This is a genomic window from Clostridium boliviensis (assembly GCF_033342255.1).
Lineage (GTDB): Bacteria > Bacillota > Clostridia > Lachnospirales > Lachnospiraceae > Lacrimispora > Lacrimispora boliviensis.
Genome location: NZ_JAWONS010000280.1, coordinates 125,209 through 138,344 on the forward strand (window position 1 = coordinate 125,209; position 13,136 = coordinate 138,344).

Here is a 13,136-nt window from a genome sequence, read left to right on the forward strand (position 1 = left end):
CGTAACATTAAAAAAACCGTTCCTCTAACATCAGACAAAGTGCATGGTAGACCGGCAGGTGAAGTTCCTGAATCTTAAAGGTTTCCTTCTCCGGAACAACAATGGCTGTATCTGCTGTCTCTTTCAGCTGTCCGCCGTCTCTTCCGGTAAGACCGATGGTTTTCATTCCGATCGCCCTGGCCGCAGCCATAGCATACATAATATTCTGTGAATTTCCGGAAGTGGAAATGCCAAGAAGAACATCTCCTTTTTTCCCATAGCCGTATGTCTGCTGTGCATAGATGAGATTTCCGTCTACATCATTTAAAAACGCCGTGGAAAGTCCCGGATGCCCGGTTAAAGCGATGGCTGGAAGCCCTCCCTGGAGTTTATCCGCCAGTTCTTTACCACGGACCGGATCTGCCTCTAAAAGCTTTTGTGCAAATTCTTGGGAAACAGATCTGCGTTTTACAAAGCCCTTCATCAGTTCTCCGACGATGTGCTCTGCATCCGCACAGCTTCCTCCGTTACCGGCAATTAGAAGCTTTCCTCCGTTTTCATAACAGTTCTCAAGAATCTCATAAGCTTCCTTTATCTCAGCCTTCACGCTGGCTAATACGGGATAACGGATAACAAGCTCTTCCAAATACTTCATGGGTTCCATTAAGCTCACACTCCTTCTCTATTTATGATCCATTCTGCTGCTGCCGTCAGATCTTTTGCATAAGCGTCAAAGGCCTCCTGCTTTTCCTCTTCTGTCAGACCAGAATATAATTCCTTTCCATATCCGGTGCCCACAAGAACAGAGCTTACGCCATATCTGTGCCCCGCTTCCGTATCCAGAAGCTTATCTCCTATCATATAGGAATGGCACTTATCTACCTGATAACAGCTCTCTGCCATCTCAAACATTCCTATATCCGGTTTCCGGCAATGACAGGACTGTTTATACGCTCCCAATCCATGAACCGGGTGATGAGGACAGTAAAAAAAATGGTCTATCTCTGCTCCGGACTGGGAAAGAAGCTGGTTCATATATTCATGAAGCCGTACTACATCGGCCTCACTATAATATCCTCTCGCAACTCCTGCCTGATTGGTAACCACTACAAGCCGAAAGCCCTGCTCCTTCAGGCGTTTTAAAGCATCGGGGACACCGGGAAGGATCACTAAGTCAGAAGGCTTGTGTAAATATTCTACTTCTTGATTGATTGTTCCATCCCGGTCTAAAAAAACAATTTTATCCATGTTTGTCTATTCTCCTGCTTACAGCGGAAAACGATACTGTCCGTCTGGAATGGATACCTTGATATCCTGATAATCCCAACGGTTTTCATCGGTAATCCAGCTTTGGGCACCTCTTAACTCAAAGTTCCAGTCTGTCAGCTGGCCTCCTGCAGCTTCCATTCTTGCCGCCACCTTATGGCGCACATTATAGGGACAGTAAACCAGTAAAAATCCGCCGCCGCCGGCTCCAAGAAGCTTGCCTCCAAGTGCACCGGCTTTTAATGCCTCTTCATAGAGCTCATCAATCTGTGGAGTGGTAATCTTGCTGCTCATTCTCTTTTTGCTCTTCCAGCCATAGTCTAAGAGCTTGCCAAAGCTGTATAAGTTGCCCTTCAGCAGCTCGTCCTTCATGGCATAGGCAAGTGCCTTCACTTCGCACATAGCTTCAAAGGGATCCTTTTTCTCGTAATTTGAGACCTGGTCCTTAATAATGTTGGCAGATACGTGAACATTTCCCGTATAACAAAGCAGCAGATTGTACTGAAGCTCATGTATGATTTCCTTTTTGATCCGAAGAGGGTTAACTACAACGTTATTGCGGCCGTGGAATTCGATAAAATTAAAACCTCCGAAGGTTGCGGCATACTGATCCTGATAACCGCCGTCGATTTTTAAATCCTCTCGCTCCACCTGATATGCCAGATCAGCCATGGCATAGCTGTCTAGCTCCACGCCCTTCCATCTGGCCATGGCAGTTAAAAGCGCTACCATAACTGTGGAAGAAGTACCAAGACCGGATCCGGGAGGTGCGTCGCACTGTAAATAAACTTCGCAGCCCTGCTTGATATCCATTGCTTTCAGAGCAGCAGTGACAAGATCCAGACGTCCGTCGTATACATAGTTTTCTTTTGTATTATACTTGACTGTCATATCAAAATCCAGGGAATGGACGATGATCTGGTTATCCTGCCTGGGAACAATGGAGCAGTAAGCATATTTGTTAATGGTGCTGCCGATGATGGCGCCTCCCTGTTCGATGCAGAAGGGGGCAACATCTGTACCGCCTCCGCCAAAACTGACACGTAAAGGCGCCCGTCCTCTGATTATCATATGTTCACCCGTCCTTCCTTTACATCTTCTATAAAACGGTAATAATCTTCCGGAATCCCAATATCGATGAAATAACCGTCGTTTACCAGGCCGCCAAGTTTTCTTCCCTGAGAAAGCCACAATGGAATCATGTCATGCTCAAGGGATACTTTTCCTTCTGGTATGGTATCTAAAAGAGCGCGTTTTATAAAATAAAATCCACCGTTGATCGTCCCTTCCCTGGACTCTTCCACCTTTTCATCAAAGGCTGTTAAACGGCCGTTCTCCAAAACTGCCTGTCCGTAGCGGGAGACATCAGAAACCCTCCTGAGTACAAGAGCCATATCCAGGTTCTTTTCCTCCATCAGTTGTGTAAAGCTGCTGCAGTCGATCTGATAGAAGGTGTCAGCATTTAAAACAAGAAACGCATCATCTGTCACTTGTTTTCCTGCATTTTTAATCGCTCCGGCTGTTCCTAAAAGTTCTTCCTCATAAGCATAAGACACCCGGATTCCCCATTTGGTCCCGTCTCCAAAATAATCTTCCACCATAGAGCCTTTATATCCTACGGCAAAGATGATCTCTGTCACGCCATAACGGATCAGCTGCCTCACCACATATTCCATAAAAGGCTTATCTTCAATCAGCGCCATAGGCTTTGGCCGGTCGCTTACTACGGAACGCAGTCTGGTACCCAGCCCGCCTGCCAGCAATACTGCCTGCATCTTCATGTCCTCCCTTTTTTATTATCATCGGTCTGCTGTATCGTTATTAAAAATCCTCTCCCACAACGCTCCATGCCGCATCAATGCTGTGATACGTCCGGATGTAATTCTGGGAATTCTGACTCATCTGTCTTAAGCTTTCCGGGTCATTGTAACGAGCGATAACTTCCCCCGCAAATGTTTCCGGCTCATCTCTTACCACCATCACCTCTTCTGCCTCAGGAATCCCCTCAGCTCCAATGGAGGTCGTTACTACAGGAGCGCCATAATAAAGCGCTTCTATTACCTTACCTTTCACACCTGCTCCGTAGCGCAGCGGAACCACCACAATCCGGCAGGTGGCATAAAGGTCTGCCAGTTCTTCCTCGGTGACAAAGCCTTTCACGATTATTCCGTTATCCGGATGTTCCAGAGCCTTGATCTCATCCGTAACCTTAGATCCGACAATGTAAAAATTAACCGGTATCTGTTCTCTTATTAATGGGAATATCTCTCTGGCAAACCACAATACCGCGTCTGCATTAGGGGGATGGGCAAAGCCGCCTACAAACAGCAGACCTTCCCTCTTCTCAAAGTCATTGGGAATTTGGTTTAAAAACTTATCAAAAACGTATGCTACGATTGCTTTTACCGGTACAGAAGGCTCAATCTCATGAATGGCTTCCCGCTCCACATAGGAAGGATAATAAGATACTGCCGCCTTTTTCATCAGACGCAGCTCCATAGATCTCCAGTATTCAGACGCTTCCCGCTTTTTCGGATCTCCCGTAAGCTCATATTCCCTGCCTTCCCGCAGGAAATGAAGATCATGTCCGTAATAGATCAGCTTCATGCTGGTATTTTCACGGAGAAAATCAATATATTTCTGAGCGATATGCGGCCGGTTTAAATAAGCTGCCTTAATATCGTCTCCATGTGTCTTTAACCAGTCCCAGATACCTGCCTGGTACTCCCTGCCGTAAAGAATCTCGATTCCCATCTGCTGCAAAGCAGTGGAATATGGCTCTTCATGAAGGAAGTTGTCTCCCAGGAACTTGACTACATATCCCTTATCAATAAACATCTTTAAATACTGGTATGTTGTTTTGGAACCGGCATCCCGGTCATAGGTAGGTACATAGTGATCCACCACAAGGATGATATCTTTTCCCTGACTTCTTTCTCTGGCACGGAACGGATCAGGATTTCCGTTGTTTTCACTTTGAAGACTAAACTGTGCCGCCCATTTCTCTTTCAGCTTTTTGCTGTTTTCAACCTGATAGCGTTTTAAACCGGAGCCGTTGACATCAGTTCCGTTTGAGATTCCTTCAAAATGAATCACCTTGGAAAGAGGCTGATAAATGACACGGTAACCGGCTTTTCTCACCTCAAAAGCGAGATCGGAGTCTTCGCAATAAGCCGGTGCAAAGCGTTCATCAAAGCCGCCGATCCGTTTCCACAAATCATTGGAAAGAAGGATTGCTGCGCCGGATATATAATCTACATCTTTTACGTAATTGTATTCTGGCTTCTCCGGGTCATCAAGACGTCCGTAATTCCAGCCGGAGCCGTCGCTCCAGAGGATTCCGCCCGCTTCCTGAAGCCGTCCGTCGGGATAAACCAGCTTAGAACCCACCATTCCGATTGTCGGATCTGATTCAATTAAATTCACCAGACTATCCAGCCAGCCGTCAGTTACCTGAGTGTCATTGTTCAGGAACATGATGTATTTTCCTCTTGCCGACTTTGCTGCCTGGTTACAGTTTTTTAAAAAGCCCTGATTGGTCTCATTGCGGCAGATGACCACATTCTCTGTGAACTTCGAAAGTTCTGCTGTGGCATCAATGGATACGTCATCGGCAATGATTACCTCATAATCCACATTCCTGGTATGCTCCAGTATGGAAAGCAGGCAGGCATACGTATAATGGATCTGATTGTAAACTGGAATGACGATGGAAACCATGGGATGTCCTTCTTTCACGAAACGCAGCTTTCCGTGAATCCGGTAATCTTCCCCGATTTTCATATCCCCTTCCATGAGATTTCTTCCCTCCTGCGTTGTATAGAGGGCGATGGATTTGATGGGGTGAAGAATGGTTTCCTTCATATAAAACAGAATTTTCCGCTTTTTCGTGCCTTTAGGGAATTTTTCATTAAAAATCCTTCCCAGCCTGCGCCATACCTTATAGAAGAAGGATTCATGCCTTCTTAATTGCTCGATAATCCCCTGCATGGTTTCGCAGTCCTTGCGGAGGGAGGTGATGATCATGTCCTGGTTGGCTACATGGTTATCTGTTAAGCGTTTTTCTTCCTGCTGTTTTGTTATGGTTAAATCCTTTTCCTTTAGCTCTGCCTCCATCTGTGCGATCTGGTCTTTGGTATCGTCAATGATCCGGGAAAGCTCAAACATGCTTTCCGGCAGGTTAATGGTCTCATGCATATAGTTTAAGAGATAGATCTGCTGGTTTTCACCATGGACATATTCCTGAAAATGGCGTTCCATCTCCTCATAGATCCCGATAAGCTCCCTGTCCACTCCCTGCTCTTCCATAAATGATTCCATAGAATCATAGTCCAGGAGGCTTTTATACTGCTCATAAAAATAATAAAGCACCCGGAATTTAATGAAGTTAACCGGTACAGGAAATGAGAACACCCATTCATAGTCCAGACAATAAGGTCCGTTTTCTGTCATCATGATATTCTCAAACAGGCAGTCAATGTTGGAATATTTAAATGCCCAGTCCCTCTTAATCGGCTCTCCGTTATCAGGCAGCACACCGAATACCTCTTCAAATTCCGCAGTGATATGGAAAGGCGTCATATAATCATCATGAACCTTCAGGATCATGGAGATTCCTTCTTCCAGACTGGCTTCCGGAACCTTTCCATTCTCAATCTCTCTGCCCAGAAGCTCTGCGTAGGTTTCCCCTTTTAAGAACTCAAACCGGGCGGTGGTTCCATCTGGACTGACGGTTACATCTGCCACATTTAACCTCTGATTCTGCTCCTTTAAATTCCTGTATTTTTCTTCAAAGGAACGGATATGAGGAACTCCCTCTGCCGTCAGGGCAGTCTTTTCCACATACGGCAGTCCGTTCTCTTCCACCAGACTGGTACGTATCTGAAAAGCTTCTCTTCTTGTTTTATTATATTTTACAAAATTAATTTTCTTCATGACGGCTCCAAATGGTTAAAAATGAATTGGCAAATGTCTCAAACTGTTTTCCTTCACATACTTCATCAAACATCTTCCCTAGATCAAACCGTAAATATTTGGGATAATCATAAGCAAGAATGGCATGGGTCAAATCGCCCTTGCCCGGTAGATATCCATCAGAATAAAGAGTTACGGGAAGGCGGTAATCAGGCATGGGATAGTAAAACTTCACAGTTCCCTCATCTCCCCTGCTGCCGCATAAAAGTTCCATAAGCTCCGCTCTGGAAAGAGAGTACTGCTCTTTCTTTGCTCCGGCCTGATATTTTAATCCCAGCCGGTTTGCAATTGCGGCAATCATGGACCCTTCCGGCTTTAAAAGTTCTCTGGCTTTCTCAGCAGCTGCTTTATAAGGGTCACAAAGAGAACCTGCAAAAACGATATAATCAAACCTCTGATCACTGGTAAATGAATGGATATCTCCATTGACATAACGGATATTGTTCCGTTTCTCATGGCGAAGGCGGTTAAAAGACAAATTGTTCTGATTGGGATCTAAAACCGTAACCTCTTTTACCCGTCTGCTGTATAAGCCTGTAAGTGCGCCGTAGTCGGACCCCACCTGCAAAAGAGTTCCCTCCGGTTTAAATTCAAACCAGTCCAGCAGATTCTCTCTGATCTCTGATAGGGCATATAAATAATCAAGCCGCGGATTCTCCTGTAACAGCTTTTTGATGTCACCACTATAATTCTGATACAGCTTCTTAAGTTCAGGGCTGATATCATTCATGCATTATTCCTCCTTACTTTTCTGCACGGAGAAGTGTCAGGCTTACATCCGACTCCATATCGTAAACACCCACAGTATTCTTGTTGGATATAACGGTAATGTTTACAATGTCATACAGACGGTGGTAAACCACATGTTCCCCGTTCTCAAAACCGGTACAGCTCATGGACAGCAGATACTCTCCGCCTTGAAGAGTCATCTTCTGGTTAAACTCCACCACGTATTCGTCGCCTTTTTTCACAGCCTTTACATCAGAGGACTCGAACATGGTATTGGTTCCGGTTAAATCGGCCCCCCGCTTGTCCTTGATTGTATAAGTGAAAATCGGTGCTTCAATTCCTCCATGAAAATGAATCCGTTCCTTTATGGTAAAACGCTCTCCCTTCAGCAGGAGATTGGTAATGTTTCCTCTCTCGTCAAGCAGACCAAAATCAACGATTTCCGCCCTTTTATCTCCGTACTCTGTACGGTTGGGGTTGATGGTCAGCTTTTCTTTCATGAAAGCGCCTTCTGAAATACTGCTTCGTTCAGAAAGTGCCCGGTCTCCGGAGAAATCATTGTAGAACTCGTTGTCTTCTTGAACCAGTGCTTCTTGTAAGTCATCCATCTGGTTCGCAAGAATTTTCTTATAGAGATCCACCATTTTCCCTGGCTCACCCTCTGCGATGAAATTGCCTTTGTTTAGTACAACGACACGGTCACAATACTTGATAATGGCACCCATATCATGGGTAACCATGAGAATGGTAGTGCCATTTTTACGGATTTCTTCCATACGGCGGTAACATTTGGCCTGAAAAAATACGTCTCCTACGGACAGCGCCTCATCGACGATCAGAATCTCCGGCTCTACATTAATGGCAAGAGCAAATGCAAGGCGGACAAACATACCGCTGGAATAGGTCTTCACCGGCTGATAGACGAAATCACCGATATCGGCAAAATCCAGGATGTCATTTAGCTTCTCGTCCATCTCTTTTCTGGAAAAACCCATCATGGTACCATTCATATAGATATTTTCAATCCCGGTATAATCCATGTTAAATCCAGCTCCAAGCTCTAAAAGAGCGGAAATCACCCCATTTACCTCCACAGTTCCTGTAGTAGGGGTCAAAACGCCGGTGATAATCTTTAAAATGGTGGATTTTCCAGATCCGTTGGTGCCGATGATACCTACAGTCTTTCCTTTTTCCACATCAAAGGATATTCCGTTTAAGGCGTAAAAATCCCGGTGGTAATTCTTATGAGTCACACTCATGGCCTCTTTTAACCGGTCAATTGGCTTTTCATATAATTTATATATTTTGGTTACATTATTAACCGTCAATGCTATGTTATTCGATTCTACGGACATTGAATCCTCCATGGTAACTGCTTACAGCACATCAGAAAAATGCGGGCGCAGTTTTTTAAATGCTTTCAGTCCTATTAAAAATAAGACAATGGTAACAAACCAGAAATAAAGACCAAGAGTTGGCCGTTCAAAAAACCAGTTTCCATATATCATGCTGTCACGGTATCCTGCCACAATATAATAAACCGGATTTATTTTCAGCAGACCGGGAAGCCACTCGGGTGCTGAGGGAAACATCTCCGGAGACCACATGATCGGCACCATCCACATGCCAAATTGCAGACAGATACCAACAATTTGTGCCATATCCTTGAAAAATACATTGATGGCACTGGTAAAATAGGTAATAGCCAGAGACAGCATGGAGGCAGCAAAGGTATAGTATATGATCTGAATCCAGCTTGCCTTTGGCAAAAAACCATAGCATAAAAATACTACAAACATAATTATAGCAAATATACCATGTACCATCAGACAGGATAACAACTTAATAAATGGAAGTATCTCCACACGGAAAACAACCTTTTTTACCAGATAATTATATTCCTGCAGGCAGTTGGTCCCCGTGATTAAAACCTCGCTGATATAAAACCATGGTACAATGCCTGGGATCAGCCACAGTACATAGGGATAAACCTCAATTGGCGGCACACTTTTAAATCCCATCTGGAAAACAAAAAAATAAACAAGGACGGTAGCAATGGGCTGCAAAAACATCCATGCGATACCGAAATAGGAGCCTACAAACCGCTTCTTAAAATCCGCCTTTGACAAATCCAGAATCAGTTTTCTCTTTATATAGATTTCTTTTAATAAGGAAACCAGATAGTTCATGGTTTTCTCCTCTCGCTAAAATTTAAACGTATCCCGGATGCCGCTCCACTTCTGATCTTTGTCGGAAATAGTAAGCTCCATTCCCTCTGAGATTGGCCATTCAATTCCGATCTCGGGATCACTCCAGAGAATTCCGCCTTCATCACCCGGATGATAGAAATCTGTGCATTTATACGCAAATTCAGCCTCATCGGACAGAACTAAAAAACCATGGGCAAAGCCTTCTGGAATATAAAATTGTTTTTTGTTTTCTGCGGACAGCTCCACACCGAACCACTTTCCATACGTTTTAGAATCAGCTCTTAAATCTACTGCAACATCAAAAACCGTACCTCTTACTGCACGGACCAGCTTTCCCTGAGGAAACTGTTTCTGGAAATGAAGTCCTCTTAATACTCCTTTTACAGACATGGACTGGTTATCCTGCACAAAATTCATAGTCAGGCCTGCCTCTTTGAAATCGTTCTGATTGTAGGTTTCCATAAAATATCCCCTGGAATCCGGAAATACTGTTGGTTCTATAACATAAAGTCCTTCTATCTCACATGATGTTACTTTTATCTTTCCCATATTTTCATGCTCCTTTACATTTTAAAACATTCTTTTACTTGTAGCATTCTACCACAACTCAGCCAAGATTTCTATATATAGGAAAATTTTTATTGGTTTCGGTCCGTTTGGAGGAGCATATCTGATACAAAATAGCAAAATTGCCGCCGACTGAAGATTTTCAGTCAGACGGCGGCTTTCTTCTATCGATCACAGATAACTTTTCTCTTTACAACCATATTTACTATGTGGTATATTTAAATTACAAAAGAGCAACCGCCACACAAGGTGGAAGCTCCCAAGGTTGGTTAAATGCTCATATTGTAATGAGCGTGCCTATCCTGTTCGCAGCAGGGTAGGCTATTTTTTTCCTATGTAAGTTAGCAATGCGATTAGAAACGTACCGCCTAAAAACAATATGCTTAAAGATTGGTATATATCCATCTGCACACCTCCCATCTTGTTACGACATGTAAAAAAGTTGGAAGGTTCCACCCTGTATTCGGTTACTCCTGTATAGATCTTACCATATATTTCCATATGCCACAATAATTATCTGCCGAGCTCCCAGTCTGAATTTTAAACTGCAAAACTTAAAAACGTAGGAACAGGATTATCCATAAACAGATTATCCCATTCCCACGCCTTCCTACTATTTTCAATTCAACTTACTGTTTTACAATAAATGTTTTTCTCTTACTTACCACATCAAATATAACTGCCGCAACAAGAACACCACCCTTTACCACCTTCTGCAGGTTCTGGTCAACACCCATGATACTCATACCCAGGTTTAAGACGCCCATCAGTGTAGCACCTACAATAACACCAGGTACAGTACCGGTACCACCGTATGCGGAAGCTCCACCGATGAAGCAGGCGCCAATAGCATCCAATTCATAGTTATTTCCTGCTGTAGGATTGGCAGAGTTTAAACGGGCCACTGTTACCATGCCTGCCACTGCTGCCAGCAGACCCATATTCAGATAAGCGAGAAAATAAACCTTATTGGTGTCGATTCCGGATAGTCTTGTAGCTTTTTCATTTCCGCCCACAGCATAGAAGTAGCGTCCGGTGGTTGTTTTGGAAGCTATGTAACTATAAATTACAATGATTGCCACAACCCATATCAGGGCATTGGGAATTCCTTTGTACAAAGACAGCTTATACATAAAGAAGAGAACAACAGCACTGATCAATGTTAATTTTAAAATCATGCTGCTTAGCGGGTCTACCCGGTACCCTTTCTTCAGTTTTATTTTTCTGGTGGCTACTTCTGTCACGATGAAAATACAGCAGGCTGCAATTCCCACGAGAAAGCAGGTAAGGTTAAAACCCTCCATACCAAATACATCTGGAACATACGTATTAAACAAGTTTAAAAAGCTGTCCGGTACAGGGGATAAAGTCATACCCTGAAGTACCACGTTGGAGAGTCCGCGGAAGATCAGCATTCCGGCAAGGGTTACGATAAAGGGGGGGATACGGACGTATGCAATCCAGAAGCCCTGCCAGGCTCCGACCAGCCCGCCGACTATTATCATGGAAAAAAGAGACAGATAGGGGTTCATTCCCATCTTAATCATCATGCTTCCGCCTATGGCTCCTACGAAACAAACCACAGAACCAACCGACAAATCGATGTTGCCGCCGGTCAGAATACAGAAGAGCATTCCGGTTGCCAGAATAAACACATATGCATTCTGTGCGATTAAGTTGTTTACATTCTGGGGAAGAAGCATTTTCCCTCCTGTATTTACTGTAAACAAAACTACCACAACTGCCAGAACGATGACCATCGTATATTTTTTAAGTCCTTCCGACATTTTTAATTTATTCTCCATCTTCTACTCTCCCTTCTTCTTTCAAGCCCATATTATCCGGGGTTAAAGGTATACCCGAAGAATGCTTATCTGAATTTATAATACATGCCATGATTTTTTCCTGTGTAGCCTCTTTCGCGTTCATCTCACCCGCAATCTTTCCTTCATTCATAATATAAATACGGTCAGACATACCAAGTATCTCCGGCAGCTCAGAGGATATCATGACAACCGATTTCCCGGCAGCTGCCAGTTGGTTTATGATACAGTAGATTTCGTATTTTGCTCCCACATCGATTCCTCTGGTAGGCTCGTCGAGGATCAGAATGTCCGGCTCAGCAAACATCCATTTTGCCAGAAGAACCTTCTGCTGGTTTCCACCGCTTAAATTCCCTACTGCCTGTTCTACGGAAGGACATTTCGTCTTCAGCTTTTCAATGTATTCCTCCGCAGCCAGAATCTCCCGGTCCTTATCAATGACTCTTCTGCAGCTGACTGCCCGTAAATTTGCAAGCGTGGTGTTAATCCGTATGGGATTTCCTAAAATCAGGCCGTTTCCTTTCCGGTCTTCCGTTACATAGACCAGCTTATGCCGGATGGCATCCCGTACAGAGTGAAGATGCACTTCCTGCCCGTTAATCTTAAGAGTCCCTGAGATATTGGCTCCGTAGCTTTTTCCAAACAGGCTCATGGCAAGCTCGGTTCTCCCTGCTCCCATCAGACCGCAGATTCCCACTACTTCGCCCTTTCTCACATAGAAAGAGACGTCATCTACTACCTTGTGTTCTGAGTAAAGCGGATGGCTGGCATTCCAGTGTTCCACTTCCATGGATTTTTCTCCGATTGTAATGTCCGTACGCTTCGGGAAACGGTCCACCAGTTCCCTGCCTACCATTCCTTTTATAATCCGGTCTTCTGTTATCGTATCTGTCTTACTGTTTAGTGTTTCTATGGTTGAGCCATCGCGGATGATGGTGATTTTATCCGCTACATAGGCAATTTCATTCAGTTTGTGTGATATGATAATCGAGGTCATACCCTCTGATTTGAATTTTTTCAGAAGTTCCAAAAGTGCTTTGGAATCATCTTCATTTAATGATGCAGTCGGTTCATCGAGAATCAGCAGCTTCGCATTTTTGGCCAGTGCTTTCGCTATTTCTACCAGCTGCTGTTTTCCTACACCGATATCTTTAATCAGTGTATGGGAGGATTCCATAAGTCCTACTGTCTTTAAATATTTATCAGCCTCCCCAAAGGTTTCATTCCAGTTAATTGCGTATTTTCTTCCTTTTTCATTTCCAAGATACATGTTTTCGGCAATGGTCATATAGGGAACTAACGCCAGCTCCTGATGGATGATGACAATTCCCTTTTTTTCACTGTCACTGATATGACTGAATTTACAAATTTCTCCGTTATAGATGATGTCTCCCTCGTATGATCCGTAGGGATAGATACCGCTGAGTACATTCATCAGAGTGGACTTGCCCGCTCCGTTTTCGCCCACCAGAGCATGGATCTCTCCTTCTTCTACCTGAAGGTTTACGAGATCCAGGGCTTTCACACCCGGAAACGTCTTGGTGATGTTTTTCATTTCCAAAAGTATATTTGCCAAGAATATCCCTCC

12 protein-coding genes are annotated in these 13,136 nt (G+C 44.0%); all 12 read right to left on the bottom strand.

What is annotated here, in order from left to right; translation table 11 throughout:
- Nucleotides 1-7: 7 nt before the first annotated feature.
- The 12 genes from RZO55_RS19255 to mmsA all read right to left on the bottom strand — a co-directional run bounded on the left by RZO55_RS19255 (nucleotide 8) and on the right by mmsA (nucleotide 13,124).
- The gene (locus RZO55_RS19255; RefSeq protein ID WP_369293239.1) at nucleotides 8-634 is read right to left on the bottom strand and encodes a D-sedoheptulose-7-phosphate isomerase; all 627 of its coding nucleotides are present in this window, start codon (nucleotides 632-634) and stop codon (nucleotides 8-10) included.
- A 14-nt stretch (nucleotides 635-648) separates the two neighbouring features.
- Nucleotides 649-1,227 carry a D-glycero-beta-D-manno-heptose 1,7-bisphosphate 7-phosphatase gene (gene gmhB, locus RZO55_RS19260; RefSeq protein ID WP_318065882.1) on the bottom strand — a complete coding sequence of 193 codons (579 nt, stop codon included), beginning with the start codon at nucleotides 1,225-1,227 and terminating at the stop codon, nucleotides 649-651.
- 18 nt (nucleotides 1,228-1,245) lie between these two features.
- Nucleotides 1,246-2,316 (bottom strand): GHMP family kinase ATP-binding protein, encoded by a 1,071-nt coding sequence (locus tag RZO55_RS19265; protein ID WP_318065883.1) that lies wholly within the window; start codon nucleotides 2,314-2,316, stop codon nucleotides 1,246-1,248.
- Nucleotides 2,313-3,020 (bottom strand): nucleotidyltransferase family protein, encoded by a 708-nt coding sequence (locus tag RZO55_RS19270; protein ID WP_318065884.1) that lies wholly within the window; start codon nucleotides 3,018-3,020, stop codon nucleotides 2,313-2,315. Before RZO55_RS19270 ends, RZO55_RS19265 begins: the two co-directional genes overlap by 4 nt.
- A 46-nt stretch (nucleotides 3,021-3,066) precedes the next feature.
- Nucleotides 3,067-6,180, bottom strand: a complete 3,114-nt coding sequence (locus tag RZO55_RS19275) for a glycosyltransferase (RefSeq protein ID WP_318065885.1) — start codon at nucleotides 6,178-6,180, stop codon at nucleotides 3,067-3,069.
- The gene (locus tag RZO55_RS19280; protein WP_318065886.1) at nucleotides 6,167-6,949 is read right to left on the bottom strand and encodes a class I SAM-dependent methyltransferase; all 783 of its coding nucleotides are present in this window, start codon (nucleotides 6,947-6,949) and stop codon (nucleotides 6,167-6,169) included. The genes RZO55_RS19275 and RZO55_RS19280 overlap by 14 nt, the downstream gene beginning before the upstream one ends.
- 13 nt (nucleotides 6,950-6,962) lie before the next feature.
- Nucleotides 6,963-8,303 carry an ABC transporter ATP-binding protein gene (locus tag RZO55_RS19285; RefSeq protein WP_318065887.1) on the bottom strand — a complete coding sequence of 447 codons (1,341 nt, stop codon included), beginning with the start codon at nucleotides 8,301-8,303 and terminating at the stop codon, nucleotides 6,963-6,965.
- Nucleotides 8,304-8,324: 21 nt separating this feature from the next.
- Nucleotides 8,325-9,137, bottom strand: coding sequence for an ABC transporter permease (locus RZO55_RS19290; protein ID WP_318065888.1), 813 nt, complete (start codon nucleotides 9,135-9,137; stop codon nucleotides 8,325-8,327).
- 15 nt (nucleotides 9,138-9,152) lie between these two features.
- On the bottom strand, nucleotides 9,153-9,707 hold the full coding sequence (rfbC, locus tag RZO55_RS19295) for a dTDP-4-dehydrorhamnose 3,5-epimerase (RefSeq protein ID WP_318065889.1): 555 nt from the start codon (nucleotides 9,705-9,707) through the stop codon (nucleotides 9,153-9,155).
- A 339-nt stretch (nucleotides 9,708-10,046) separates the two neighbouring features.
- Complete coding sequence (locus RZO55_RS19300; protein ID WP_318065890.1) at nucleotides 10,047-10,226, bottom strand: putative holin-like toxin; 180 nt, start codon at nucleotides 10,224-10,226, stop codon at nucleotides 10,047-10,049.
- Between the two features lie 128 nt (nucleotides 10,227-10,354).
- Entirely contained in the window at nucleotides 10,355-11,530 is a 1,176-nt protein-coding gene (gene mmsB / locus RZO55_RS19305; RefSeq protein ID WP_318065891.1) for a multiple monosaccharide ABC transporter permease, read from the bottom strand.
- A complete protein-coding gene (mmsA, locus tag RZO55_RS19310; protein ID WP_318065892.1) occupies nucleotides 11,520-13,124 on the bottom strand; it encodes a multiple monosaccharide ABC transporter ATP-binding protein in 1,605 nt (534 codons plus the stop codon). The genes mmsB and mmsA overlap by 11 nt, the downstream gene beginning before the upstream one ends.
- Nucleotides 13,125-13,136 lie beyond the last annotated feature (12 nt).

Bases quoted from the DNA above. Each gene is read 5' to 3' on its own strand.
- RZO55_RS19255 (WP_369293239.1), bottom strand. From the start codon at position 634: ATGAAGTATTTGGAAGAGCTTGTTATCCGTTATCCCGTATTAGCCAGC.
- gmhB (WP_318065882.1), bottom strand. From the start codon at position 1,227: ATGGATAAAATTGTTTTTTTAGACCGGGATGGAACAATCAATCAAGAA.
- RZO55_RS19265 (WP_318065883.1), bottom strand. From the start codon at position 2,316: ATGATAATCAGAGGACGGGCGCCTTTACGTGTCAGTTTTGGCGGAGGC.
- RZO55_RS19270 (WP_318065884.1), bottom strand. From the start codon at position 3,020: ATGCAGGCAGTATTGCTGGCAGGCGGGCTGGGTACCAGACTGCGTTCC.
- RZO55_RS19275 (WP_318065885.1), bottom strand. From the start codon at position 6,180: ATGAAGAAAATTAATTTTGTAAAATATAATAAAACAAGAAGAGAAGCT.
- RZO55_RS19280 (WP_318065886.1), bottom strand. From the start codon at position 6,949: ATGAATGATATCAGCCCTGAACTTAAGAAGCTGTATCAGAATTATAGT.
- RZO55_RS19285 (WP_318065887.1), bottom strand. From the start codon at position 8,303: ATGTCCGTAGAATCGAATAACATAGCATTGACGGTTAATAATGTAACC.
- RZO55_RS19290 (WP_318065888.1), bottom strand. From the start codon at position 9,137: ATGAACTATCTGGTTTCCTTATTAAAAGAAATCTATATAAAGAGAAAA.
- rfbC (WP_318065889.1), bottom strand. From the start codon at position 9,707: ATGGGAAAGATAAAAGTAACATCATGTGAGATAGAAGGACTTTATGTT.
- RZO55_RS19300 (WP_318065890.1), bottom strand. From the start codon at position 10,226: ATGGAAATATATGGTAAGATCTATACAGGAGTAACCGAATACAGGGTG.
- mmsB (WP_318065891.1), bottom strand. From the start codon at position 11,530: ATGGAGAATAAATTAAAAATGTCGGAAGGACTTAAAAAATATACGATG.